26 protein-coding genes are annotated in these 25,622 nt (G+C 61.8%); 6 read left to right on the top strand and 20 right to left on the bottom strand.

Translation table 11 applies throughout. From position 1 onward, the window contains the following. Window positions 1–28: 28 nt before the first annotated feature. Together QRN04_RS07425 and clpS are read right to left on the bottom strand one after the other, a co-directional pair. Window positions 29–595 carry a DUF2017 domain-containing protein gene (locus tag QRN04_RS07425; protein ID WP_284975371.1) on the bottom strand — a complete coding sequence of 189 codons (567 nt, stop codon included), beginning with the start codon at window positions 593–595 and terminating at the stop codon, window positions 29–31. Next, a complete protein-coding gene (gene clpS, locus QRN04_RS07420) occupies window positions 588–950 on the bottom strand; it encodes an ATP-dependent Clp protease adapter ClpS (protein ID WP_284975370.1) in 363 nt (120 codons plus the stop codon). Before clpS ends, QRN04_RS07425 begins: the two co-directional genes overlap by 8 nt. Window positions 951–987: 37 nt before the next feature. Here clpS and QRN04_RS07415 point away from each other — a divergent pair, with 37 nt between their 5' ends. After that, window positions 988–2,316 (top strand): nicotinate phosphoribosyltransferase, encoded by a 1,329-nt coding sequence (locus QRN04_RS07415; protein WP_284975369.1) that lies wholly within the window; start codon window positions 988–990, stop codon window positions 2,314–2,316. Continuing rightward, complete coding sequence (locus QRN04_RS07410) at window positions 2,316–2,942, top strand: isochorismatase family protein (protein ID WP_284975368.1); 627 nt, start codon at window positions 2,316–2,318, stop codon at window positions 2,940–2,942. The genes QRN04_RS07415 and QRN04_RS07410 overlap by 1 nt, the downstream gene beginning before the upstream one ends. Before the next feature lie 26 nt (window positions 2,943–2,968). Here the strand turns inward: QRN04_RS07410 and QRN04_RS07405 are convergent, their stop codons facing one another. The 6 genes from QRN04_RS07405 to QRN04_RS07380 all read right to left on the bottom strand — a co-directional run bounded on the left by QRN04_RS07405 (window position 2,969) and on the right by QRN04_RS07380 (window position 9,954). Beyond that, the gene (locus QRN04_RS07405; RefSeq protein ID WP_284975367.1) at window positions 2,969–4,750 is read right to left on the bottom strand and encodes a DEAD/DEAH box helicase; all 1,782 of its coding nucleotides are present in this window, start codon (window positions 4,748–4,750) and stop codon (window positions 2,969–2,971) included. Further along, window positions 4,750–5,085, bottom strand: coding sequence for a DUF3039 domain-containing protein (locus QRN04_RS07400; protein ID WP_284975413.1), 336 nt, complete (start codon window positions 5,083–5,085; stop codon window positions 4,750–4,752). Before QRN04_RS07400 ends, QRN04_RS07405 begins: the two co-directional genes overlap by 1 nt. 8 nt (window positions 5,086–5,093) lie before the next feature. Further along, window positions 5,094–5,876 carry a glucosamine-6-phosphate deaminase gene (nagB, locus tag QRN04_RS07395; protein ID WP_284975366.1) on the bottom strand — a complete coding sequence of 261 codons (783 nt, stop codon included), beginning with the start codon at window positions 5,874–5,876 and terminating at the stop codon, window positions 5,094–5,096. A gap of 66 nt (window positions 5,877–5,942) precedes the next feature. Then, window positions 5,943–7,043, bottom strand: a complete 1,101-nt coding sequence (locus QRN04_RS07390) for an NADH:flavin oxidoreductase/NADH oxidase (protein ID WP_284975365.1) — start codon at window positions 7,041–7,043, stop codon at window positions 5,943–5,945. Then, window positions 7,043–8,035 (bottom strand): tetratricopeptide repeat protein, encoded by a 993-nt coding sequence (locus QRN04_RS07385; RefSeq protein ID WP_284975364.1) that lies wholly within the window; start codon window positions 8,033–8,035, stop codon window positions 7,043–7,045. Before QRN04_RS07385 ends, QRN04_RS07390 begins: the two co-directional genes overlap by 1 nt. A 38-nt stretch (window positions 8,036–8,073) precedes the next feature. After that, a complete protein-coding gene (locus tag QRN04_RS07380) occupies window positions 8,074–9,954 on the bottom strand; it encodes a DUF8094 domain-containing protein (RefSeq protein WP_284975363.1) in 1,881 nt (626 codons plus the stop codon). Window positions 9,955–10,198: 244 nt separating this feature from the next. Here QRN04_RS07380 and QRN04_RS07375 point away from each other — a divergent pair, with 244 nt between their 5' ends. Further along, on the top strand, window positions 10,199–11,491 hold the full coding sequence (locus QRN04_RS07375; protein ID WP_284975362.1) for an AI-2E family transporter: 1,293 nt from the start codon (window positions 10,199–10,201) through the stop codon (window positions 11,489–11,491). 92 nt (window positions 11,492–11,583) lie between these two features. On the opposite strand, the gene QRN04_RS07370 is transcribed toward QRN04_RS07375, so the two are convergent. Further along, on the bottom strand, window positions 11,584–12,378 hold the full coding sequence (locus QRN04_RS07370; protein ID WP_284975361.1) for an alpha/beta hydrolase: 795 nt from the start codon (window positions 12,376–12,378) through the stop codon (window positions 11,584–11,586). A 19-nt stretch (window positions 12,379–12,397) separates the two neighbouring features. Next, window positions 12,398–12,742, bottom strand: a complete 345-nt coding sequence (locus QRN04_RS07365) for an Rv1322 family protein (protein WP_284975360.1) — start codon at window positions 12,740–12,742, stop codon at window positions 12,398–12,400. Between the two features lie 49 nt (window positions 12,743–12,791). On the opposite strand from QRN04_RS07365, the gene nucS reads away from it, so the two are divergent. The 3 genes from nucS to QRN04_RS07350 all read left to right on the top strand — a co-directional run bounded on the left by nucS (window position 12,792) and on the right by QRN04_RS07350 (window position 15,277). After that, complete coding sequence (gene nucS, locus QRN04_RS07360) at window positions 12,792–13,487, top strand: endonuclease NucS (protein ID WP_284975359.1); 696 nt, start codon at window positions 12,792–12,794, stop codon at window positions 13,485–13,487. A 43-nt stretch (window positions 13,488–13,530) separates the two neighbouring features. Then, the gene (gene nagA, locus QRN04_RS07355) at window positions 13,531–14,778 is read left to right on the top strand and encodes an N-acetylglucosamine-6-phosphate deacetylase (protein WP_284975358.1); all 1,248 of its coding nucleotides are present in this window, start codon (window positions 13,531–13,533) and stop codon (window positions 14,776–14,778) included. 295 nt (window positions 14,779–15,073) lie between these two features. Further along, on the top strand, window positions 15,074–15,277 hold the full coding sequence (locus QRN04_RS07350; protein ID WP_017199737.1) for a cold-shock protein: 204 nt from the start codon (window positions 15,074–15,076) through the stop codon (window positions 15,275–15,277). Between the two features lie 153 nt (window positions 15,278–15,430). Here the strand turns inward: QRN04_RS07350 and QRN04_RS07345 are convergent, their stop codons facing one another. The 10 genes from QRN04_RS07345 to atpB all read right to left on the bottom strand — a co-directional run bounded on the left by QRN04_RS07345 (window position 15,431) and on the right by atpB (window position 25,562). Further along, window positions 15,431–17,884: a bifunctional lysylphosphatidylglycerol flippase/synthetase MprF gene (locus QRN04_RS07345; RefSeq protein WP_284975412.1), complete on the bottom strand. Its 2,454-nt coding sequence runs from the start codon at window positions 17,882–17,884 to the stop codon at window positions 15,431–15,433. 191 nt (window positions 17,885–18,075) lie between these two features. Next, window positions 18,076–18,507, bottom strand: a complete 432-nt coding sequence (locus tag QRN04_RS07340; protein WP_284975357.1) for a DUF2550 domain-containing protein — start codon at window positions 18,505–18,507, stop codon at window positions 18,076–18,078. Window positions 18,508–18,517: 10 nt separating this feature from the next. Next, window positions 18,518–18,802 (bottom strand): F0F1 ATP synthase subunit epsilon, encoded by a 285-nt coding sequence (locus tag QRN04_RS07335; RefSeq protein WP_284975356.1) that lies wholly within the window; start codon window positions 18,800–18,802, stop codon window positions 18,518–18,520. 1 nt (window position 18,803) lies between these two features. Continuing rightward, on the bottom strand, window positions 18,804–20,255 hold the full coding sequence (gene atpD / locus QRN04_RS07330) for a F0F1 ATP synthase subunit beta (protein WP_284975355.1): 1,452 nt from the start codon (window positions 20,253–20,255) through the stop codon (window positions 18,804–18,806). A gap of 84 nt (window positions 20,256–20,339) precedes the next feature. Continuing rightward, on the bottom strand, window positions 20,340–21,230 hold the full coding sequence (locus QRN04_RS07325) for a F0F1 ATP synthase subunit gamma (protein ID WP_284975354.1): 891 nt from the start codon (window positions 21,228–21,230) through the stop codon (window positions 20,340–20,342). 76 nt (window positions 21,231–21,306) lie between these two features. Beyond that, window positions 21,307–22,944, bottom strand: a complete 1,638-nt coding sequence (gene atpA / locus QRN04_RS07320; protein ID WP_284975411.1) for a F0F1 ATP synthase subunit alpha — start codon at window positions 22,942–22,944, stop codon at window positions 21,307–21,309. A gap of 84 nt (window positions 22,945–23,028) precedes the next feature. After that, a complete protein-coding gene (locus QRN04_RS07315) occupies window positions 23,029–23,856 on the bottom strand; it encodes a F0F1 ATP synthase subunit delta (RefSeq protein WP_284975353.1) in 828 nt (275 codons plus the stop codon). Beyond that, window positions 23,856–24,413, bottom strand: a complete 558-nt coding sequence (locus tag QRN04_RS07310) for a F0F1 ATP synthase subunit B (protein ID WP_284975352.1) — start codon at window positions 24,411–24,413, stop codon at window positions 23,856–23,858. The genes QRN04_RS07315 and QRN04_RS07310 overlap by 1 nt, the downstream gene beginning before the upstream one ends. Before the next feature lie 50 nt (window positions 24,414–24,463). Beyond that, window positions 24,464–24,682, bottom strand: a complete 219-nt coding sequence (gene atpE, locus QRN04_RS07305; protein ID WP_003804776.1) for an ATP synthase F0 subunit C — start codon at window positions 24,680–24,682, stop codon at window positions 24,464–24,466. A gap of 79 nt (window positions 24,683–24,761) precedes the next feature. After that, complete coding sequence (atpB, locus tag QRN04_RS07300) at window positions 24,762–25,562, bottom strand: F0F1 ATP synthase subunit A (RefSeq protein ID WP_284975351.1); 801 nt, start codon at window positions 25,560–25,562, stop codon at window positions 24,762–24,764. Window positions 25,563–25,622: the final 60 nt, after the last annotated feature.

The raw sequence follows: 25,622 nt of genomic DNA, 5'->3' as shown, positions 1-25,622 counted from the left end.
CCGGACGGTCCAGGGTCGGCATCTCCTATCAGGACTGCGCCTGCCTGGCGGAGATCATCGACTGCACCAAAGACTCTTGCAGCCAGGTGGTGAAGTTATAGACCAAGGCCAGATAGCTCTCCACATCCTCTGCCTGACTCCAGTCCTGCATGCTGTGGATATGGTCGGCGTCCGCCTCATCGCGGATGTCCAACCGCTCAGCCAGGACCAGCCGCACATCGTTGAGGGCCATGGACCAGCGAGCCGCCTCTTCACCGGTCAGGACAAGGTCGTTCTTGTCCAAGCCCAGCGCGGTGGCTTTGAGTGCGCCGATCTTGCTTTCCCTGACAGAGCGCTCGGTGAGCTGCCGGAACTCGAGGGAACCGGCGTCGTCGTCTTTCATGACGTTGGGCAAGAGCCGCAGGAGGGCGCGATCACTGGGCTTCTTGGCGTCCATGTCCAGGCCGATGAGTGCTGCCAGCGGATCCTCGTTTTCCCGCACGTCCGATTCCAGCATGGAGATGACATCGTCCAGCAAACCGCGCAGCAAGTCGCGCTCCGCCGGTTCCAGGTGCCCGGTGATGCCCTTGAGCCCGTATTTGAATGCTTTAGCCACGCTGGCGGCCGCCCTTTCCCGGTGTCTCGTTGCCGCTGGCAGCCTTTTCAACTGTCGCCCAGAGGCCGAATCCGTGCATGGCTACCGCATGCTGCTCCACTTGTTCCTTACTGCCGTGCGCCACAATCGACCGGCCCTTTTTGTGGACTTCCATCATGAGCTTGTGCGATTTGGCCTCCGAGTAGCCGAAATAGCTCTGGAAGACATAACTCACGTAACTCATGAGGTTGACGGGATCGTTCCAGATCACGAGGTTCCAAGGAATGTCCGGAGCAGTGAGGACATCGGTGGAGGTCTGTTGTGCAGTGTCCGTCCGCTGATCAATGTCCGTGCCGTACGCAACGCTAGGGGTCATCTGTCCATTCTATGGCGGCGCGCACTAGAGTGAATCCGTGAGTAGAGCCTCTTCCTGGGACCACCCCGCAACTTCCTTGTACACCGACCACTACGAACTGACCATGCTCCAAGCCGCCCTGCATTCAGGTGCTGCCCATCGCCGTTCAGTCTTCGAAGCCTTCGCGCGCCGCCTGCCGGACGGCCGCCGTTACGGCGTGGTGGGAGGCACCGGGCGCCTCCTGGAGGGCATCGCCGATTTCCGCTTTGGAGACGCTGAACTGGCCTTCCTTGAGCGCAATAACGTGGTCAACCAGGAAACGTTGGACTACCTGGCCAGCTACGAGTTCAGTGGCGACATTTGGGGTTACGCCGAAGGCGACGCCTACTTCCCCAACTCCCCCATCCTGATCGTCGAGTCCACGTTCGCCGAGGCTTGCATCCTGGAAACATTCATTCTCTCGGTCCTCAATCACGACAGCGCCATTGCCTCGGCGGCGTCGCGGATGACCTCGGCAGCCGGCTCGCGGCCATGCATTGAAATGGGCTCCCGGCGCACTCAGGAAGAATCGGCGACGGCGGCAGCACGCGCCGCTGTCATCGCAGGCTTCGCCAGCACCTCCAACCTCGAGGCCGGACGACGCTACGGCATCAAGACGGTAGGCACGGCAGCGCACTCCTTCACTCTTCTCCACGACACGGAGCGCGAGGCATTCGAGGCCCAAATCGCGGCGTTCGGTCCCGGGACGTCGCTGCTCGTGGATACCTACGACGTCGAGACGGCGGTCCGTACCGCCGTCGAACTTGCCGGCGACAAGCTGGGGGCAGTCCGGCTGGACTCCGGTGACCTCATTGCCCAAGCGCAGTGGGTGCGGCAATTGCTTGATGACTTGGGGAACGTCAACACACGGATTGTGGTGACCTCGGACCTGGATGAGTTCGCGATTGCAGCCCTCCAAGCGGCTCCGGTCGACTCCTATGGCGTGGGGACCTCGCTGGTCACGGGGTCCGGCGCTCCCACCGCCAGCATGGTCTACAAACTGGTCAGCAGGACCGACGACTCCGGCGAGTTCATCCCGGTAGCGAAGGCCGCCAAAAACAAGGTCAGCATGGGCGGGCGCAAGTACGCCCTCCGCAAGCTCAACGAACGCGGCCGCGCCACCCACGAGCTCATTGGCATCGGGCACCGTCCCGAGGACGACGGCAACGACCGCTCATTGCTGCACCAGTTCGTCAAAAACGGTCAGGTCCTGCCCGGATGGACAGGCCCCGAGGGCGTCATCCGTGCCAAGCAACGCCACACCGCGACCATGGCCGAGTTGCCGCCGGTCGTGAACCGGTTGCAGCGAGGCGAGCCAGCCATCCCCACTTTGTACGAGGAGAACTGATGTCCCGCGCCCTGATCATCGTTGACGTCCAAAACGATTTCTGTGAAGGCGGCGCCTTGGCCGTGGATGGTGGAGCTGCCGTAGCCTCTGCCATCACGGAGTACCTCGACGCCCACCAGCAAAACTTCGATCACATCGTGGCAACCCAGGACTGGCACATAGAGCCCGGCAACCACTTCTCGGACGAACCGGACATGGTGGACACCTGGCCACCGCACTGCCGTGCACGGACCAAAGGCGCGGAACTGCACCAGGACTTGGACCCGGAGTACATCCAAGCCTATTTCCGCAAGGGACAGTACACCGCGGCCTATTCCGGATTCGAGGGTATCCTGGCCCCCGAGGACGACGTCCCCACCGGCGACCTCAAGGCCGGTGCCCTGGAACCAGAGGCAATCGATGAGGACGCCATCGGATTGGATGACTGGCTGCAAAGCCACGACGTCGAAGAAGTCGTGGTGGTGGGTTTGGCAACGGATTACTGCGTCAAGGCAACGGCGATCGATGCCGTGCAGGCCGGGTACACCACCACCGTCGTCGCAGGCCTCACCGCCGGCATCGCCCAGGACCTCAGCGACGCGTATGAGGAAATGGAAGACGCCGGCGTCGAGGTGGAACGGGACTGATCCCGCCTTCATTGACGCGGGATCGGTTACTTCCTGCCAATGAACCAGTCCTGGAGCTTGCGCAGGCGTGCCTGCAATTGCTCCTCGTTGGCTTGGGCAACCGCGGGGCCGCCACAGACTTCGCGCAGCTTCGTGTGAACCACTCCGTGGGGTGTCCCGGTGCGGGCCGACCAAGCGGCGACGTTCTTGGCCAGTTCGCTCCTCAGGTCCATCAACATCCGGTGGTCAGGGATAGCTGGAGCGGCAGCAGCAGCCAACGGTGATTGGCGCTTCTTCCGGGACTGCTGTTCGTGTTGGCGCTGACGCAGAAGCGTGCCTACCTGCTCGGCGTCCAGCAGGCCCGGTATCCCCAGGAAATCCAGCTCTTCGTCCGAACCGATATCCGCGCCCGTGCCGAACTCGCCGCCGTCGAACAGCACCCGGTCAAAGGACGCCTGCGAATCCAGCGCCTCAAACTTGCCCTTGGTGAGCTCGTCGGAGGCTTTGTCTTCCCGGTTCGCTTCAGCCATGAGGTTCTCCTCGGGGCTGAACAGCCCGTCGTCGTCCGTCTCCGGCCGGTCCAGGGCGTGGTCACGCTCCGCTTCCATGGTGTTCGCCAAGATCATCAAGGGCGGAACGGAAGGAAGGAATACCGACGCCGTCTCGCCCCTCTTCCGGGCACGCACGAAACGACCCACGGCTTGGGCAAAGAACAGCGGGGTCGACGTCGATGTTGCGTAAACGCCCACCGAAAGTCGGGGAACGTCCACCCCTTCGGAGACCATGCGGACGGCCACCATCCAGCGCTTGTCCCCTGCAGAAAATTCCTCGATCTTGTTGGATGCTTTGGAGTCGTCCGAGAGGATCACCGTGGGCGATTGCCCGGTGATTTTCTTCAGTTGTCCTGCATAGGCGCGGGCGTCGTCGTGGTCCGTGGCGATGACCAGGCCACCGGCGTCAGGAACTGTCCGCCGCACCTCGCTGAGGCGTTTATCCGCTGCTGCCAGAACGGCAGGAATCCACTCCCCGGTGGGGTTCAGTGCGGTACGCCAGGCTTGGGAAGTGATGTCCTTGGTCACCGCGGCCTCGCCGAGTGAAGCGGCCATCTCATCCCCTGCGCTGGTCCGCCAACGCATCTGCCCGGAATAGGCCATGAAAAGCACCGGACGCACCACGTGATCGCGCAGCGCATTGCCATAGCCGTAGGTGTAGTCCGCCTTGGACCTCCGGATGCCGTCCCTGTCCTCGGCGTATTCGACGAACGGAATGGGCGAAGTGTCAGAGCGGAACGGCGTACCCGTCAAGGAAAGCCGGCGGGAGGCGGGGTCGAAGGCCTCCCGGAGGCCGTCGCCCCAGGACAAAGCTTCGCCACCGTGGTGGATTTCGTCCAAGATCACCAACGTGCGGGCTGCCTCGGTTTTGGCACGATGCAGCATGGGCTTGCTGGCAACCTGGGCATAGGTAACGGCAACACCCACGAATCCCCGTCCGTGCTGGCCGTCGGAGTTCTTGAAGTTGGGGTCGATTGCGACCCCTACCTTCGCGGCCGCGTCTGCCCACTGCCGTTTCAGGTGGTCCGTTGGCGCAACGATGGTCACCCGGTTCACGACGCCGGCATCGAGCAGCGTGGTGGCAATGCGCAAGGCAAATGTGGTCTTACCTGCGCCCGGCGTCGCTACGGCAAGGAAGTCCTTTGGATGCCGGGCCATGTAGAGATCCAGCGCCTCCTGCTGCCACGCACGGAGCTTCTGCGCAGTCCCCCAGGCAGCCCGTTCAGGGTACGCCGGAGGGAGCGATGGACCACCAAAAAGAGTTTCTGTCCCACTCACTACTTGGAGTTGCCTGGGCCGCTGTCTCCACCGTCTTTACCCGGGCGGAGACCATCGTAGATCTCCTTGCACTCCGGGCACACCGGGAACTTCTTGGGATCGCGACCCGGGGTCCAGACCTTGCCGCACAGAGCGATCACGGGGTCGCCCGTCATGGCCGACTCCATGATCTTTTCCTTGCGGACATAGTGGGAGAACCGCTCACGGTCGCCGGGCTCCACTTCCGGGCGCGTTTCCTCGCGCTCAATGGTGGCAGTGGACGTTCCGGCTCCGGAAAGCTCGCGCATGGGGTCGTTTTCGAATGGATCCGGAGGAAGCGTAGTCATGCCCACCATCTTACCGTCTAGAGTCCCTGCCACTCTGGCTTGTTGTCGTACGTGTGCCGGTAGTAGTCGGCCAGTTTCAAGGAGGAAGCGGCGGCCTCATCCACCAGGATCGTGGCGTGCGGATGCAACTGCAGCACTGATGCGGCACAGATGGCCGCGACGGGACCCTCGACGAAGTCGCGGACCGCCTGGGCCTTCTGGGCGCCGGTCGCAACCAGCAGGACGTGACGGGCGTCCATGATGGTCCCCAGGCCTTGGGTCACCACGTGGTGCGGAACGTCGTCGATACTGTCGAAGAAACGGGCATTGTCCTTGCGTGTTTGCTCGATCAGCGTCTTGATCCGGGTCCTTGATGCCAACGACGACCCCGGCTCGTTGAAGCCGATGTGCCCATCGGTCCCGACTCCGAGGATCTGCAGGTCCACTCCGCCCGCTGCCTTGATGGCATCCTCGTATTCCTGGCATGCCGCTTCAAGGTCCGGTGCGGCGCCGTTGGGACCGTGAACATTCTCCGGAGCAATGTTCACGCGGTCAGTGAACTCGCGGCGGATGACCTCGCGGTAAGACTCCGGGTGCCCGGGTTCCAGTCCTACGTATTCGTCCAACGAGAAGCCTTGCGCTTGGCTAAAGTCCAAGCCCTCCGCTTCATGGCGGCGCGCCAACTCGTCATAGATCGGCAAGGGAGATGAGCCGGTAGCCAAACCCAGCACGGCATGAGGCTTCCGGCGCACCAGTGCCTCGATGGCATCAGCTGCCAGGACACCTATCTGGTGGGCGCCGGGGAGAATGACAACTTCCATCGTCCTGACCTTTCCTTGGTTAAGGCTGCGAGCTGACAGGATATCCCATGTCCGACATTAAGGGATCTAGAAACCGTGGCGCGGAACAGCCCTCTGGTATTGCGGAACCCAGGGAATGTCGTAGCCAAGCTCGTAAGCTGCCCTCAGCCACCAATGCGGATCCCGCAACGCGGCGCGGGCCATAAAGACCGCGTCGGCCCTGCCGTTGGCCACAATGTCCTCGGTCTGCGCAGGGCTCGTAAGGAGTCCCACCGCCCCGGTCCTGACACCGGCGTCGCGCTTAACCTGCTCGGCGAACCCTGCCTGGTAACCGGGCACCGCACGGATCTTTTGATGGGCAACGGCGCCACCACTGGAAACATCAACCAGGTCCACGCCCCGCTCCGCTGCGGCCCGGGCCAAACGAACCGACGCCTCAACATCCACGCCCCCTTCGGCCCAGTCGGTCGCAGAGATCCTCAACAGCAGCGGCATCGAATCAGGGATGACATCCCGGACGGCGTCAACCACCGTGAGCATCAACCGGTTCCGGCCTTCTTCGCTTCCGCCCCACTTGTCTGTTCGGGTGTTGATCAGCGGGCTTTGGAACTGATGGAGAAGGTAGCCATGGGCACCATGGATCTCCACGGTGTCAAAACCTGCGGCAACCGCACGGCCTGCGGCGGTTGCGAAGTCGGCCACAACACCTTCGATTTCCTGCTCGGACATGGCCACAGGCGGCGCATACCCCTCGAAGGGCTGGTTTGAGGGACCGGAAGTCACCCAACCGCCGTCGTCAGCCCGCACGGAACCGGAGCGATCGGCGAAAGGCCAATACGTTGATCCCTTGCGTCCGGCGTGCGCCAGTTGGACCCCGATCTTGCAATCCACTGCGCCGTGCTGGTGCACGAAGTGGACTATCCGCTCCCACGCCGCCGCCTGCTCGTCGGTGTACAGCCCTGCATCCCGGGGGCTGATACGACCGGCCGCATTCACGGCGGCCGCCTCCGTCAGCATGAGTGCGGCACCACCGGCAGCGAAAGAGCCAAGATGCATCAGATGCCAATCATTGGGCACCCCCTCCCCGGTTTCGGGAGTACAGCTGTACTGGCACATCGGCGAGACCCAGCCCCGATGGGGGATGGTCAGCGACCGCAGTTCGATGGGCGTGAACAGTGCGGACGGCACTAGAACAGCACCCTTGCCAGGCCGTGGCGGGCTTTGGCGACCCTCTCGTCAGAGCTGCCCACTACTTCGAAGAGCTCAAGGAGGCGTATCCGGGCCGTATCACGCTCCGGTCCAAAGTTCCTGCCGATAAAGGAGATGATCCGGTTGAAGGCGTCCTCGATGTGGCCACCGGACACGTCAAGGTCCGCAACCCCCAACTGTGCCTCCAGATTGTCCGGCTCTGTGGCCGCCAGCTCCCGGAGGCTTTCCGCTGCTCGCGCGCTGAGCGACTCCAACCGGGCCATCAGCTCAACCTGGGCAAGGCCCGCTTTTGCGTCGGCGTCTGCGGGTTGGTCAAGAAGCGCCTGCTTGTAGGCGGCCGCAGCAGCGGCGTAGTCGCCGGCCTCAATAGCGTCAATGGCTGCCTGATGCAGTGGTGGCAGAGGTGCGGGACCCGCGTCCTGGGCCGGTCCCCCGTCGCCGATGGTTCCGGTCACGCCATTGGCGGCCGCGACCTTCAGCAGTTCCTCCACCAGGCTGCCGATTTGTGCGTCGTCCGCAGGGCCTTGGAACAGGGGCACGGGCTGGCCCTTGATGACGGCGACGGCCGTGGGGACTGCGTCCACTTGGAAAGCCTGCGCCAACTGCGGGAAAGCATCAACGTCGGCGGCTGCAAGGACCAAGCGGCCGCCGTAAGTGAGGACGACACGCTCAACGGCGTCAAGGACCGCCGGGGACTCGGGCGCGTACCTGGACCACAACAGGAACAGGACGGGGATCTGGGCTGACAACTGCACAAGATCCTGGAAGTTCGATTCATTGGCGTCCACCCGAAGTGGCGCGGTGCCGGCGTCGTCAGTGGCCGGCGGTGCGGCTGCGGTTCCGCCCGGGGGCGCCGCCGGTGGCGACGCAGGCGGGGAGGCGGGGCGCCGCAACGTCGAGAGGTCGACGGCGCCGCGAAGGTTGAGCTGGCTGGCAGCGGCTGGAGGGGGTCGGTATCCGGGCGAACTCATACCGTCCACTCTAGCCGCTGCCCTGCCTGGGGCATTTCCTACTTGAAGTTGGCGCCCACGAGGCCACGCGTAGCCGCGACGAGCTTCATTGGATCAGAAGAACCTGCCGGGGGAATGTAGACCGCAACTGACTCCGCGAACTTCAAGACCATTCCCGTGGTGGTTTCCTTGCCACCGGCAAACACTGCCGAATCGTCCTGGAGTATGAGCTTGTCGCCTGCGGACTTCGGTGTTCCTTCAAAGGAGAAGTCGAGGCGGCCCACCACAAGTGCACCACCATCAGCGGTACGGAGCACCACGGTCTGGTTGGTGACCGGGGTGTGCGTGAAGGTGAAGTTGGCGCTGGTACCGCTTTTGACCGTGTCCGCCTGGTAGGCCAGGGCGCCGGCGATATATGGCGATGCCTGACCGTCGGCGAGCTTGCTGCGGTTCGGCGAAACAGGATTCGTCAGCATCTCCGACAAAATGCCCAATGCTTCGTTGCCGCTGTATTCCAAGCCGGTCTTGTCGCTGGCTTGTATGGCCGCCGTCCCTTCGCGGGGAGCCGGGAAGGACGGGAAGTTCGTGCCGGGCTGGAGCGGTGCGCTACCCCACAGTTTGTAGTTCTCGCGCGGTGAAAGCTGCACCAAGGTCAGCACCTGGGGAACCACGTTGCCGTCGCCTTGGGTCAGGGCGTAGACCGTGCGGGGCCAATCGCGCTTGGTGCTGATGACGCTGCTTTGAAGCTTGGTGGCGCGGATCGGCATCCGGGGTTCATATGCAGAGACGGTGGAGCGGATCTTGTAGTTCTGCGTCCGGACCAAGAGCTCCATCTTGTCAACCCTGGGCGCCAGCTTCGCGGCGTCCTTGGCGGCATCTGCGGCGTCAACGGTGCTCGCTACCTGCTCGAGGATGCGCTGCAGTTGTGATTCGAGAATGACCGGCGTGCCCTTCCCCGCCGGAGAGGAAGCATCGGCCGACGGGCTCACGGTGCTGCTGGAGCTTGGGCTCGCCGTGCTGCTGGAGCTTGGGCTCGCCGTGCTGTTGGAACTCGGGCTCGCGGTGCTGTTGGAACTCGGGCTCGCGGTGCTGGTGGAACTCGGTTCCGGGGCTGGGGACGTATCAGCTTGCGCTGCAATAGCGGTGCCACCGACCATGACAGCTGCAAGCGCGGCAGCGACTGCCGTCACCCTCAACGCAGGCCCGTCAGTTTCGGAGCCACGACGACGGCTGGCATCCGTGGCCGGAAGGGCGCCCGACTGGGCAGGAAGCGTGCTGGTTTTCGCTCCCCCGTCCGGACCTTCGCCGTCGTTGTTGTTCTTCCGGTTGGACAGCGTCTTGGTGATGAATGGCAGTGCGATTCCTGCCAGCATGATGATGATGCCCAAGACGATGAAGGGGACAGCCCAGGGCGTGGTGGCGTGGTTGGGAACCGTCATGGAAATTGCCGAAGGCGCCGGCTTGGTACCGTCGCTGGCCACCAGGAGTGACCAGTCTCCGTCAGCAGGCGGGTTCCACGTGTAGTCGAGCTCGCCACTGCCGTTCTCGGTGCTCACCCACAGATCCGATCCGGCAGGCGATGGAGCCTTGGCTTCTCCGTCGGAGGAGGTCACTTGGAGCGACTTCTGGTCCTCGGAAACACCAGTCAGGGTATTGTGGGCGGTTTTGCCAACCCAAGCTTGGACGTCGTCGGGACGACCCGTAGCGACAACGAAGTTGCCGTCACCTTGGATCTTGATCTTCACCGGCCCATCGTGCTGGGAAATCAGTTTTTGATCGATCACAGTCAGCGGGGCGGCCTTGGTGTCGCCGGGAACCGAAGCTGTCACGGTCTCTGGAGGGGCCCAAAAAGTCAGCTGGCCGATGCCGGCCAACATCGTCAGCAGGCCCAGCAGCACCAGCAAGGCTGCAGTCTTCAAACGCACAGGATCACCTATCATCAGCGGTCGTTGAACTTTAAGGGTAACCGTTTTGTTATCACGGAGTCAGATCGGGGGTCCTTGTCAAGGCCCTCCAAACCGCGCCGTGGCGCAGCCGCTGCGTGATTCGCGGCTGCTGATAGTGTGGCGATGATCATGATATCCGCAGGACATCCGGGCACTTAAGCGTCAATTACTTGCTCATTGCTGCTGTGTTCCGTCCCAAATCCAAACCCGTTCCCTCGAAGAAAAGGCTGTACACCGCGTGAAAGACCATCTGGAGCCCCGTCCCGCCGATGAGACCGGGTCAAGCGCTGCGGATGCCCCAGTCGACGGTATCTCCGCCAACCCGCCGGTACGGACGGGGCGACTGGCCGCGATCAGCCGCCGGTTACGCCAGCCCATCCCGGGAGCGCGGACCCGCATGCGCTTCGAGATGCCCCCGGAGGAGACCGGTGAGGGCTACGGCACGGACACCGAAACCGAGGATGATCACGGCTTCGGCTCCCCCGGCCCGCGGATCTCATCGCAGCACCCGCTCTACGTAGGATTCCTGGGCACGGCCGGCGTCGGTGCTGCCCTTGCCGTCTTTTACATCGCCAGCAACACCACGCAGCTCATCCTGTGGATTGTCGCGGCGCTTTTCATCGCTTTGGGGCTGGATCCCGTGGTCCGGTGGCTCGAGGAACACAAAGTCCCGCGGCCGGCCGGCATCCTTATTTCCGTCTCCGTCCTGGTGCTGGCCGTGGCCGGGTTCTTCGCTACGTTGATCCCAACCATCGTCGAACAGGTCTCGGAGATCGTCCGCCAAGGGCCGGAGTGGATTCGCAGCTTCCTCAACTCTGACTTCTTCCGTAGCGTCGATAGCCAGTTCGGGATCAGGGACCGGATCACCACCGAACTGGACAAGTTCGTCAAGGATCCGCAAGCCATGGGCGGCATCTTCGGCGGCGTCGTCGGCTTCGGCTCAACTGTGGCCAACGGCCTGTTCGGCTCGCTGATCGTCTTGGTCCTCAGCCTCTACTTCCTTGCAGCACTGCCCTCCATGAAGAAATGGGGCTACCGCCTGGCACCTCGATCGCGCCGCCCGAGGGTAGAGGCGCTTTCCGAGGCCATCACCGATTCCGTGGGTAACTACGTCATCGGCCAAGTCTGTGTTGCGCTCTTGAACGCCGCATTTGCCTTCATTGTCATGACCATCCTAGGCATCCCCTTCAGTGTTCTGTTGGCCTTCGTGGTGGCCCTGCTGGCGTTCATACCCTTGGTGGGTGGGCTCATCGCAGCAGTGGTGGTCATCTTGGTGGCCCTCACGGTCGGCTGGCAGACCGCAGTGGTTTACGCAATTGCCTACTTTGCCTACCTGCAGTTCGAGGCTTACTTCATCTCCCCACGCATCATGCAGAGGGCAGTCGCAGTGCCCGGAGCCGTAGCAGTGATTTCCGTGATCGCCGGCGGCAGCTTGCTCGGCGTCCTCGGGGCGTTGATCGCGATCCCAACGGCCGCGGCCACCATGCTGCTGATCAAGGAAGTCTTCATTGTGCGGCAGGACCGCCACTAGCCCGTCGCGACCGGGCTATGCCGTCGCAACCGAGCTATGCCGTCGCGACCGGGCTAACCAGTCGCGACCGGCACTAACCCGTCGCGACCGGGCTAACCAGTCGCGACCGGCCCCGCCCACTCCCGGGGCAGTCCGTCCACTCCCGCCCCTGCCGCCGTCACGTCGTCGACAATCTCGTCCAACACGCGCGCCGCATACTTCTCGCCGACCCAAAGGTGCTTGGCGCCGTCGACGCCCACCACCCTCGCCTGGGGAACCACGCTGAAGCGGCGGTGTGCCTCGGCTGGCTGCAAGTAGTCGTCGTGCTCCGGTACCAGGACGGTCAGGGGTTTGCCCGAGGCTGCCCACTCTTTCAGGTGGACGTCGGTGGCCCGATGCAACGGTGGAGACAACAGCACAGCACCTTCGATCTGTGATGCGACTGGCTCCGAAGCGCCATACATCAGGGCAAGTTCGGTGCCGAAGGACCAGCCAACCAGCCAGCGGTTTGGCAGGCCCCGTTCCACTGCGAAACGCACGGCGGCTTCGACGTCGTAACGCTCGCCGATACCCTCCTCAAACTCGCCGTCACTGACTCCTCGAGGCGATGCCGTGCCGCGGGTGTTGAACCTGAGAACAGCAATCCCGGCCAGTGCGGGAAGCCTGTACGAGGCTTTCCGGTAGACGTGAGAGTCCATGAACCCCCCGTGCGTCGGCAACGGGTGAAGCGTGATGAGGGTGGCGCTGATCTCCCCTGATTCGGGCAGCGCAAGCTCCCCCACCAAGACCTTCCCGTCCTGTGTGGTGAACTCCACATTTTCCCGCCGGGCGGGCAATACCGTGGACGCGCGGATGCCGGACGGAGCATCCTGGGAAGCGAAAACGAACGATGCGGGGTCGAAAGTCATGCTTCCAAGCCTACGGGCATCAGCGGTAGCGGTACGTCCGGGAAGCCCAGCAGTTCGTGTGCCAATGCCTACGTTCGGCCAAGCCGGCGGCTTGTCCGAACAGATGGCTATCGGACCACACCACCAAATGCGCAACGCCGGGCAGGATGGCCGTGGAGCAAACCGGGCAGATGTACTGCTTCTCCGCTTTCTTGGCCGTCATGGTCCGGACTACCCATTCGCCGTCCGGGGCACTTTCCCGCCGGACAATGCCGCCCCGTGCACGCTCAAGATCCAGTTCGACGGGAGGTTCCATCCACTTGCCCGCCGGCTTGGCGCCTCGCCCAGTGGACGTGTTGCGGCGGGGTCGGTTGGAGCGGGGCATGGTTCCATTCTGCCCCAGCATGTGCCATCCACACGGTAATGTTGGCCGCGTGCGACTCGTCATAGCCCGTTGTTCTGTTGATTACGTCGGCCGTTTGAAGGCCCACCTCCCCCTGGCCACGCGGCTCCTTGTGGTCAAGGCCGACGGTTCGGTCCTGGTGCATTCGGACGGCGGGTCCTACAAGCCGCTGAACTGGATGAGTCCGCCCGCCAAGCTCCGTGTGGGCACGCCCGAGGACACTGACCTCGAATCCGGGGTGATTGAGCAGTGGACAGTCCAGTCAGCCAAAGCCGACGACCGCCTCATCATCAACATCTATGAGCACCTGCACGACTCCTCCCACGAACTCGGGACCGATCCGGGACTCATCAAGGACGGCGTCGAAGCAGACCTGCAACGCCTCCTCGCCGAGCAGATAGAAACGCTGGGCACGGGCTTCTCGCTGATCCGGCGTGAGTACTTCACTGCCATCGGCCCCGTGGATATTCTCGCCAGGGACGCCACAGGGGCGACCGTGGCCATCGAGTTGAAGCGCAGGGGCGACATCGACGGCGTCGAACAGCTGACCCGCTACTTGGAACTGCTCAACCGCGACCCCCTACTCGCCCCGGTGCGCGGAATCTTCGCTGCCCAACAGATCAAGCCACAGGCCAAGGTGCTGGCCAACAACCGGGGCATCGACTGCGTCACGCTGGATTATGACGCCATGCGTGGTGTGGATGACAGTGGGTCAAGGCTGTTCTAAGCCCTTTCCCAGGGCCGCGGCTGCAGGCTACTAGACTCAGACCATGACTGCCGCAGATCATTTTGCCTCTCCGTCCGCGCCAAGCCATCAGATCGTCAAGGGGACGCTGGTCAGTGACGGTGAGGTGCTGGAGGACGGCTTGATCGCCATCGACGGCGACCGCATCGCGTATGCGGGCCCAGCCGCCGGCTTCGACCCTGAGGCTTTCGACGGATTCCAGAGCGCGATCCGCCTGGGCGTGCCGAGCGGAAGTTACCTTCTGCCGGGCCTCATAGACCTTCATTGTCACGGCGGTAACGGCGGCGACTTTCCCAGCGGAGAAGAGAGTTCCGCTCGCCAGGCCGTGGATTTCCTGCACCGGTCCGGAACAACCACCTTCCTGGCCAGCATGGTCACGGCCCCGCGCGAGGACCTCCTCCGCGGCATAGAGCTCTACGTCCGGCTGGCCGATGAGGGCTTGGTGGGAGGAATCCACCTCGAGGGGCCGTTCCTTTCCCATGCCAGGTGCGGGGCGCAAAACCCCGATTACCTGCTCGAGCCGGATCTCGACTTCATGGCGGAGCTCGCTGGCGCTGCGGGCGGGAAACTGACCACCATGACCTACGCGCCGGAACTGCCCGGCGCCGCAGCGCTCGTGGACCTGATGACCTCGCACGGCGTGACGCCCTCCTTGGGCCACACGGACTGCGACGACGCCACCGCGGCGGCGTCCCTGGCCGCCGCCCGCGAAGGAATGGAGTCCGCAGGGTTCGACGGCGTCAGCTCGCTGCCGACCGTCACGCACCTCTTCAATGGGATGCCTCCGATGCATCACCGCGCGCCGGGCCCTGTAGCTGCATGCCTTCGGGCCGCGCAAGAAGGAAAAGCGGTGGTGGAACTGATCGCGGACGGCGTCCACCTTGATCCGAGCACCGTTGCCACGGTATTCCAGTTGGTCGGAGCAGCCAATATCGTCCTGGTGACCGATTCCATGGCAGCAGCGGGACTGTCGGACGGAAAGTACATGCTGGGGCCCTCCTCCGTCACGGTCACCGACGGCATCGCCACGCTGGATGCCACCGGCTCCATAGCCGGGGGAACCGCCACCCTCCTCGACGTGGTCCGCAAGACTGTTGCTGCCGGCGTCGAACTAACAGATGCCCTCTGCTCAGCCACTGCCGTCCCCGCGGCTGTCCTCGGTCTCTCCGATGAGATAGGTGGCCTCCGCCGGGGCCTCCGCGCGGACATAATAGTGACCGACGCAGACCTTGAACTCACCGGCGTCATGCGAAATGGCCAATGGCTCTCTTAGCAATCCACGCGTTCTCATAGCAATGCAGATTCGGATTGCCAAGCGCACCGTTACCTTCTTTTTACCCTAAATTTTCCTGAATTACCCTAAAGACCGTTGACCTCCGGCAGAGCACATGAAAGTGTTATAGCAGTCTTTGTGTAGGTGGTTTTTCATGCTCGCAAGACGTGTTGCGAGCGTGAAGCTTCTGCGAATCCCGGCGGGCCCCGGCCTTTATGGAATCCAGGTCTTCTCGCGGAGCAACAAGGCCGGTACGAGGTGTACCGGACTAATGTTCCATAATGAGGAGAAATACATGGCACTGGGAACCGTCAAGTGGTTCAATGCTGAAAAGGGCTTCGGCTTCATTACCCCTGATGACGCAGACGGCGACGTCTTCGTCCACTACTCCGAGATCCAGACCGGCGGCTTCAAGACCCTCGACGAGAACCAGCGGGTTCAGTTCGAGATCGGTCAGGGCGCCAAGGGTCCCCAGGCCACAGGTGTCACCGTCGTCTAGTTCCATGCGGTGATTTCTGCACCCGCAGACTTTGGTAACACATTGGCCCCGGTAAACTCCGGGGCCAATGCGTTTAATCCCGCCACATGAATCCAGCAGCAACCGCCATACGGGTCGAATTCGAATTAAGCAACGCGAACAAACGTTGAGATTTCAACCAACCAAGGTCCTGAGCAACCGGGCTGAATGCCTGACCGACAATCCAGGAAGATAAGCCCGGCTCAGGGCCCGCCCCACGGCAGGCAGGTCCAAAGGGTCCTGATAATACATGTACAAGGTCCGATACTCCGGTTGGAACCGTGATTTAAACGAGGCAAGGGACCTGAACCCATAAACGGGTTCCAACGCTTGTCCCACGACCTCCAATATTCCAGGCAACCCCTCTGCCTGTTCAATGTCGTTCTTCTCCGGCGTCAGGGGCGAGCCTGACAAGGAGATTACTTCCACCGTTTCCCGCAGATGAAGCACTGCCGAAGCGATCATGAACTCCATGACTCCTGGAAAGGCGCCACTGCGACGCCGCATGAAGTCCAAGGTCCAACTGACCACCCTGCCGTTTTCGAACACGGGCAGCCAACTTGTCACCCCATAAACACGGCCAGAGGCGTCCACCGCGACGCAACACAAAACATCAGGGTCTTCGAGCTCGTCCAGCCCGCCCAGCGTAAAGCCCATTTCAGGGATGCGCTTCTTTGCGGCCCACTCTTCCGAAACCTCGCTTACCTGTGCCCTGATGCCGTGCGGGAAGTCTGCGTACGCGCCCCATACAGCTTCGATGCCCATTTTGGCTGCGCGGTTCAGGGCAGTCCGCACGTTCTGCCACTCTTTGCCTCGAAAGACGAGTTCCCGAACACGCAACCGAGTTTCCTGGGCCACAGCCACCCGGCGGAATCCCCTGGCCTCCAACGCGGGCCATAGCTCCTCGGTACATGAGTACAGGCACGGTATCAGCGCCCGACGCGTGCAATCCTCCATGAATCCGTCCACGGTAACCTGCCGCTGTTCACGCGATCCAAACGGTCCAGCCAAGGTAAGAGCCACATGGCCGTGCTGCTGATACGCCACTCCCCCGGTACCTTCCGGGGTGAACCAATATTTATTCGGAGCCCAAAGCGCCATCCAGGAGAGCGAATCGCCGCCAACCTTGACCAAGGCGCGCGCACGCTCCCTGCCGTGGTGATCCATAGCTCCCGCGGGATGGCGCCGAACCAGGAGCACCCAGACCCCTATCAAGGCCACCAGCCAGAAAACTGTCCCCGAATAGGAGAAAAGGAAGACTTCAAAGGCATCACGGTCCGCGAATACCTTTCGATACGCTGCGGGCAACGGGACCGGCAGGTACTGCCTGGCGAGTTCAGCCGCCAAACCCAACAGACCGCCGTCGCGCGCCATTCCCCCGGAGGCAAGCCAAACATCGGCATAAGCCAAGATGAGGATGCCGCCTGTCATGCCAACCAGCCAGAAGACCCGGCGTCGTAAGCGGGAGGAAGACTCCACCCTGAAATGGCCACGATAGGCAAACAGCAAGGAGGCGAGTACCAACGGAACAAGAACCAACGGCATCAGGTGCACGATGGCGGTGTCCATCGCGCCCACGCGAGGACGTCCTTGGGACAGGGCTATGCCTGCAAACAGACCGAGGTACGTCGCAGATAGTGCCACCACCAGCAGCTGCACGCCGATCGCGATGCCCAGCGCCATCCGCCGGCCGCGACGCATGCCGTCAGCACAGATAAGAAGCAGTACTACCGGTACCACCGCCAGGGCGAGGCCGAAAGGACCGGGGTGGCCTTGCCGTGCTATTTCGAGGCAGGCTACATCGATCGTGCCGCCGCAATTGCCCTCCACTTGGCTCAAGGTGGGCAGCGGGTTGAGAATCACATCCCGCAGGAGGGCCAACGGCCCCGAAGGACTGCTCGCCGCCGCAGCCACCAAGGGTCCGACGGCGAAAATCGCCGTGACGAGGGAGAGCAGATTCCGGACCTCCCGGCCAGTGGAACGCCGCAACTGAAGACTCCCCCGGCTGCTCTGGGTCCATAGCCCGGCAATTAGGCCTATAAGGGCGCCAATAAGGCCCATGACCGTCTCCGCATGGCCAACATAGAGGACCAAGAGAATGGACAGGGCCAGGACCGCGGTACGCAAGCGGCGTTGCCACAGGGTCGAGAAGAGGCCACTGGCAGCAAGAGTGGTCGCGAGGATAGCCCCATAAGGCCCGATAAGCGCTGTGTCGGCCATTCGCGACAGCCAGCCATCATCGGCGTAAACCGCCACCTGGGTGATCATCAGGAAAGCAGATACGCAGGCGAATTGGCTACCTAAGAAGATGGCCGCGGTCTTCAACGCACCGAAACGACGTTCAGCGAGACTTAGCAGGAACAGGATCATCAAGATCGACGTGACATAGGCCAAGGGATTCGTCGTGAAAAACAACGACGTCCAAATGGCCCACCACTGCCCGGCCTTCAGGCCCTCCAGCGTTGCGCCGGCGAACGGCAACCACGATTCAGGGGGGCCCGCAAAGAAGGTGCCCGCTACCAGGGATACTGATACGAACACCACCAACACGAGCAAGGTGAAAGGCGATTTCCGCAGATGGCGGCCCATCCGGAACCATGCCGGCCGGATGAGGCTCCTGAAAGCCAGGCTCACCGTCCCGACCCCACGTCAGATGGAGCGTGAGACGACGAAATCCACCTCGGGACAGCATGCGGAAGGTGGATGCTAAGGGGTGCGATTCTCTTCTCCAAGCACATGGTATTTCCAATCCCTGGCCGGAGCCCCGCTCGAAAACAATGCTATCGCCAGGTTCCAACCCCGATGACGGGTCCGGCTTCCAACCACGAAGACAGTCCGGCGTAAGCATCAAAATTCATGGCCAACATGAACTTGTTGCCTTCGTACTGAAGCTCCACGATCACGACGTCGGGCTGGACTTTGACGAGTTCGTCTTCCGTTGGTTTACGGCGGCCAAGGAGTTCAAGTGAACTGCGTTTGAACCTGTGCTTCGGAATCACGCTCAGCGACATCAGGCGAAACCACTCAAGTTCACTGTCCTGATAACGACAAACCCCCATCTGCCAACTGTTACCAGCTGTGCAAATGGAGGCATCGACCGTGCCCAGGGCACGCCGCAAATTGAAGCGGCGCACCCCGAAAAGGCACAGTGTAAAAATCAGCAACGTAAACGCCGTCGCCAAGGCGATGAACGGAATGAGGGAATCGTCCATCAAGGTCTTGCTATCGGATCCCCGCTGTAGCCGCTTCGCCCAGTTGGGCGTTGTCAGCGACAATGACCACACGGTTGTTGTCAACGGAGAAGAATCCACCGTCCACGACTACCGCAATTTGGTCACCGGAAACCGGCTGGATTGCCAGCTCGCCAGCGGCCATGATGGCCAAGAGCGGCGAGTGGCCCGGCAGGATTCCGATTTCACCATCGCTGGTGCGGGCCTTTACCATCTTGGCCGCGCCAGACCACACGAAGTGGTCTGCTGCAACAATCTCAACCTCGAGCTCGGCCATACTACTTGGTCTGTTCCTGGATCTTGGCCCAGTTACGCTCAACGTCATCCAGGCCACCGACGTTGAAGAACGCCTGCTCTGCGATGTGGTCGAGTTCGCCGTCGCAGATTGCCGTGAAGCCTTCGACGGTGTCCTTGATGGATACCGTGGAGCCCTCGACGCCGGTGAACTGCTTGGCGGTGTAGGTGTTCTGGGACAGGAACTGCTGGATGCGACGAGCGCGGGATACGACGATCTTGTCCTCTTCAGACAGTTCATCGACACCGAGGATGGCGATGATGTCCTGGAGTTCCTTGTTCTTCTGCAGGATCTGCTTCACACGGACGGCCGTGTTGTAGTGATCCTTACCGATGTACTGGGGGTCCAAGATACGCGAGGTGGACGTCAGCGGGTCAACGGCCGGGTACAAACCACGGGAAGCGATTTCACGGGAAAGTTCCGTGGTCGCGTCCAGGTGTGCGAAGGTCGTGGCCGGTGCCGGGTCCGTGTAGTCATCTGCGGGCACGTAAATGGCCTGCATTGACGTGATGGAGTGGCCCTTGGTGGACGTGATGCGCTCCTGGAGAAGACCCATCTCATCCGCAAGGTTCGGCTGGTAGCCCACTGCGGACGGCATACGGCCGAGCAGAGTGGAAACTTCCGAACCGGCCTGCGTGAAGCGGAAGATGTTGTCGATGAAGAGCAGTACGTCCTGGTTCTGTACATCGCGGAAGTACTCCGCCATGGTCAGCGCCGAAAGCGCAACGCGCAGGCGCGTTCCCGGCGGCTCATCCATCTGGCCGAAGACAAGCGCGGTGTCCTTGAGAACACCTGCCTCTTCCATTTCAACCCAGAGGTCGTTGCCTTCACGGGTACGCTCGCCAACACCGGCGAATACCGAAGTACCACCGAAGTTACGGGCAACACGGGTGATCATTTCCTGGATCAGAACGGTCTTGCCAACGCCGGCGCCACCGAACAGACCGATCTTGCCACCCTTGATATAGGGGGTGAGAAGGTCGATGACCTTGATGCCGGTCTCGAGCATCTCCGTGGAGCCCTCGAGGGAGGCAAAAGCCGGAGCCTTGCGGTGGATCGGCCAGTAGGCGTCAGCCTTGATCTCGGACTCTTCGACGTCCAGCGGCTTGCCGAGAACGTTGAAGATGTGGCCCTTGACGCCGTCGCCAACGGGCACGGAGATCGGAGCACCGGTGTCCTGCACGGTGGTCCCGCGGACGAGTCCGTCGGTGGCCTGCAGGGAGATAGCGCGAACAAGGTTGTCACCCAGGTGCTGGGAGGTCTCGAACGTGATGGTCTTGGTCTGGCCGTTGAGGGTGATCTCGGTGGTCAGAGCGTTATAAATCGAGGGGATTGCGTCAGCCGGGAATTCGACGTCGACAACCGGACCAATAACACGGGCAATGCGGCCGGTGGCACCGGCCGTTGCTACGTGTTCGGTAGCAGTGGCAGTCATCTCTCTCACTTCACTCAGTAGATGGCGTGGGGTTAAGTTTATCTGTTTGGTGCAGGTGCGGCTTCGAACCGAATCCGCGGCTGGCTAGGACGCTAGGGCGTCGGCGCCGGCAACGATTTCGGAAAGCTCCTGCGTAATCTCGGCTTGTCGGGCCGTGTTGCGAAGACGCGTGTACTTCTTGATCAAATCGGTAGCGTTGTCACCGGCCGACTTCATGGCACGCTGGCGGGCTGCGAGCTCGGAAGCCGCCGCCTGCAGCATTGCTGCGAAGATGCGGGATTCGATGTAACGCGGAAGCAGGGCATCAAGAACCTGCTCCGTTTCCGGTTCAAATTCGTACAACGGCAGCAAATCGGTCTCCGAGGGTGCTTCCTCTTCAACGACCTCGAGCGGAAGAAGACGAATAACCGTCGGCTCCTGCGTCACCATGGACTTGAAGCGGGTATATACGACGTGGATCTCGTCCACGCCGCCCTCTTCAAAGTCAGTGGAGAAGTCTTCCAGAAGAGCGGCTCCGACTTCCCTGGCTGTGGCGAATTCCGGCGCGTCCGTGCCACCGGTCCACACACGTGTGTAGGACCGGCCACGGAAATCGAAGTACGCCTGGGCCTTGCGGCCAACCAGGTATGCCTTGACTTCCTTGCCTTCTGCGTGAAGTAGCTCCGTCAAACCCTCGGCCTGCTTGAGCACACTTGCCGAGTAGGATCCTGCAAGGCCACGGTCCGATGTGATGATCAGGACTGCGGCCCGGCGGATCTGCTCCGGCTCGGTGGTCAGGGGGTGGTCGACTTCGCTCTGAGTTGCGACAGCAGAAACGGCGCGGGTAATCGCGTTCGCGTAGGGCAGTGAAGCTGCTACGCGGGCGCGGGCCTTACCAATGCGCGAGGTAGCGATCAGTTCCATCGCCTTGAAGATCTTGCGCATCGACGTCGTCGAGCTGATCTTCTGACGGTAGACCCGAATCTGGGCTCCCATACTTTTCCTTTCCTAAGTTCCCGATATGCCGCCCCGCCGAAGCCCTCTCGGACTCCGGCGGGGCAGCCAATCGAAACTAGCGCTTCTGCTTGACGATCTTTTCCTGGTCGACGTCGCCGCCGGAGATCGCTGCGTGCTCTTCATGGCCGGCGCCAACCAAGTGGTCGTCACCCTGCCCGAAGAAGCCCTTCTTGAAGGCAACAATTGCCTGCTTCAAAGCTGCAGCGGTGTCGTCATCCAGGACGTTGGTCTGTGCCAGCGTGGTCAGGATGGAGGACTGGTGCTTCAGGTGCTCGAGGAACTCGGACTCAAAGCGGTTGATGTCTTCAACCGGAATGTCATCCAAGTAACCGTTCGTGCCGGCCCAGATGGAAACAACCTGGTTCTCGACAGGGAACGGCGAGTACTGGCCCTGCTTGAGCAGTTCCATCAGACGCGCACCGCGGGTGAGCTGCTGACGGGAAGCAGCATCGAGGTCCGAGGCGAACATCGCGAATGCCTGCATGTCGCGGTACTGTGCCAGGTCCAGCTTCAAGGTACCGGAGACCTTCTTCATGGACTTGACCTGTGCAGCGCCACCAACGCGGGATACCGAGACACCAACGTCAACAGCAGGGCGCTGGTTGGCGTTGAAGAGGTCCGACTGCAGGAAGATCTGGCCATCGGTGATGGAGATCACGTTGGTCGGAATGTAGGCGGAAACGTCGTTTGCCTTGGTTTCGACAATCGGAAGACCGGTCATCGAACCTGCGCCAAGCTCGTCGGAGAGCTTTGCACAACGCTCAAGAAGGCGGGAGTGCAAGTAGAAGACGTCACCCGGGTATGCTTCGCGTCCCGGCGGACGGCGCAGCAAGAGCGACACGGCGCGGTAAGCCTCGGCCTGCTTGGACAGGTCATCGAAGATCACCAAAACGTGCTTGCCGCCGTACATCCAGTGCTGGCCAATGGCCGAACCTGCGTACGGTGCCAAGTACTTGAAGCCCGCGGGGTCAGATGCCGGTGATGCCACGATCGTGGTGTATTCCAGCGCGCCGTGGTCCTCAAGGGTCTGGCGGACGGCCGCGATGGTGGAAGCCTTCTGGCCAACACCAACGTAGACGCAGCGAACCTGCTTGGTCACATCTCCCGAAGCCCAGTTGGCCTTCTGGTTGATGATCGTGTCCACGGCAATGGCGGTCTTACCCGTCTGGCGGTCACCGATGATCAACTGACGCTGGCCGCGGCCGATCGGGATCATGGCGTCGATGGCCTTCAGTCCGGTCTGCATCGGCTCGTGAACAGACTTGCGCTCAGTGACGCCGGGAGCCTGTAGTTCGAGGGCACGCGTGCCTTCGGCTTTGATCTCGCCAAGGTCATCGATCGGCTGGCCCAAGGGGTCAACGACACGACCGAGGAAGGCATCGCCTACCGGCACGGACAGGATCTCACCGGTGCGGTGAACTTCCTGGCCTTCTTCAATCCCGGTGAAGTCACCGAGGATAATGACACCGATCTCGCGGACGTCAAGGTTCTGGGCGAGGCCCAGCGTGCCATCTTCGAAGCGAAGGAGCTCGTTCGCCATGACCGAGGGAAGTCCCTCAACACGGGCGATGCCATCACTTGCGGCGGTCACACGACCAACCTCTACGCGCTCAGCGTTTCCGGGTTCGTAGGACGCCGCGAACTCGTTCAACGCATTACGGACGTCGTCGGCGTTGATGGTCAATTCGGCCATCTGCAGTCCCTGCTCTCCTGTTTTCGTGATCATCGTTGCTCACGATGACCGGGTTTTATATCAGTTAAGTTGTGCTTGCCTTGACTAGCCAGCGAGCTGACGGCGGAGTTCACCCAGACGGGCAACAACCGAAGCATCAAGTACTTCGTCACCCACCTGGACACGTACTCCACCAATCAGGGCAGGGTCAACATTGACGTTGACCTTGAGCTCACGGCCGTAAAGTGCGTTCAGCCCGGCATGCAGGCGGCTGGCCTGCGCATCCGTCAACGGACGGGTGACGCTGACGGTTGCGATCCAGCGCTGCCGACGCTTGGCTGCAAGCTTGGCAAAAGACTCGACCAGCTTGCTCGGCTTGACACCTCGCGGCTGGGTTACGGCCTGTTCAATGAGAACCTTAGCTTCCTCGCTGATGCCGGGGACGAGGTTCTCCACCAGCGCAACCTTGGCTGCGGCCGATGCTTGCGGCTCAGACAGAGCACGTTGTACTTCGTGGCTGGAGGCGACAATCTGGTTGAAGGCAAACAGATCGTTTTCCAGCTCTTCCAGCCCCGTGATACCGAAGGCAGAAACAGCCGACTTGTTTTCAGCTACCGCGATGACAACCGTGGCGGCAAGAGTCTCGAGTGCATCGCCGATATCACGGGCCGATGCCCAGCGTGAGCTGGCCAATCCGCCTGCAATTTCAGCAGCATCAGCGGAGACTTTCCCGCCAACGAGCTGCTTGACCAGCGCCGACTTCTCGTCTCCGCTACGGGAGGGGTCAGTCAAAGCGCGGCGCAAGCCAGCCGAGCTGTCCACCGTACCCAGGATGCCGAAGAGGTCCTTAGCCAACTGCAGCGAGGCAAAAGGAAGCTTCGCTTCCAACTGCGCCAGGGCTGTGGTCAGCGATCCGCTCGATATACCTGCCATTACTTAGCTGCACCTGCGTTCTGGGTCTCCAGATCTGCCAGGAAACGGTCAACAACCCGTGCAGCCCGCTCGTCATCGGTAAGTGCTTCGCCGACGATCCTGCCAGCCAACGTGGTGGCAAGCGTGCCGACTTCGGAGCGGAGCGAGACAACAGCTGCCTGGCGCTCCGATTCGATGGCGGCGTGCGCCTGCTCCGTGATGCGGGCAGACTCTGCAGCGGCCTTCGCCTTCAGGTCCGCGAGGATCTGCGCACCTTCGGCGCGTGCTTCTTCGCGGATGCGGTTGGCTTCGGCGCGGGCATCGGTGAGCTGCTGCTTGTACTCTTCGAGAGCTGCCGATGCTTCGGCCTGTGCCTGTTCAGCCTTGGCAATGCCACCTTCGATCGCTTCGGCGCGCTCTGCGTAGGTCTTTTCGAACATCGGGACAACAAACTTGACCACGATGTACAGAAGGACTGCAAAGCCGACGAGGACGACGCCCATTTCCCAGACGTTGGGAACGAGCGGGTTAGTCGCCGCGGTGTCGGTGGTGGCGGCTGAGATGATTTGCTGCTTCATATTTCACCCGTCCTATCTACTCGTGTGTGGAATTCGCTTGGTTCTTCGGTTTACTTGAGAACGAAAGCGAAGACCAGGCCGAGGATGGCGAGGGCTTCAGTCAGTGCAAGGCCGAGGAACGCGATCGGCTGGAGCACGCGCTGGGCTTCCGGCTGACGTGCAACACCGTTGATGTACGCGGCGAACACGAGACCCACACCGATACCACCGCCGATGGCCGAGAGACCGTAGCCGATGAGGTTGAGGGAGCCGTTGATGGAGCCTTCCATTTTTTCTTCCTTTCAAGATGCCGCCCGTGCGGCAGGTTGTTTGGGTTGCTTCATCCCCGCAAGGGGAAGTTTTCGGAGCCTAGTGGCTATCGGCGTGCAGGGCGCCTTCGATGTAGATCGCGGTCAACAAGGTGAACACGTATGCCTGCAGGGCCATGATCAACGCTTCGAGCATGTACATGGCAATTGCACCCACCAAGACCAGGACCGAGGCGCCCTTGAGAAGGACGTTCTCCTGCATCACCAGGAATTCGATGCCGGATCCGGCGAGCATGACGATAAGGTGGCCGGCCAGCATGGTGGCGAACAGACGAAGGCTGTGGGTGACCGGGCGGACCAGGAAGTTGGAAATGATTTCGATCGGTACGACGATCAGCAGGATGTACCACGGGATACCCGAGGGAACCGTTGCGAGCTTGAAGTACCTCAAGCCGTTCTTCTTGACACCGATGGCGATCCACGTGATGAAGACGATGCCGGCCAGGACGTAGGCGCCGCCAACGTGCGAGAAGCTGGGGAGCTGGAGCACCGGGATTGCGCCGTAGATGTTGTTCACCAAGATGAAGAAGAACAAGCTGAACAGCAGCGGGACGTACTTGATGAAGTCCTTACCGCCAATAATGTCCTTGGCGATGCTGTTGCGGACGAAGCCATAAGCCATTTCGCCTGCGAACTGCAGCTTGCCGGGAACCAGCTGCCGCTTACGAGCGGCGAGGATGAAGAATGTAGCGATAATGACGACCGAAAGAATCACCAGCAGCATCTGCTTGGAGAAACCGTCGTGCGCACCCCAAGGCAGGATTGCCGGCAGGTGCAGTTCGTCGATTCCGGGTGGGGTGAATGACCCCGAATCCTGGGCGGGGAGCGCAAGCGCGATCAACGCGTTTCCTCTCTGCTGTGTCCATCATTGGGCATTGGTTGAAATCCGGTCGCGTTCAAC

The organism is Arthrobacter sp. efr-133-TYG-104, from assembly GCF_030208915.1.
GTDB lineage: Bacteria > Actinomycetota > Actinomycetes > Actinomycetales > Micrococcaceae > Arthrobacter.
Note: the sequence above shows the minus strand (reverse complement) of the source record. Positions and strands in the feature narration are given on the sequence as shown.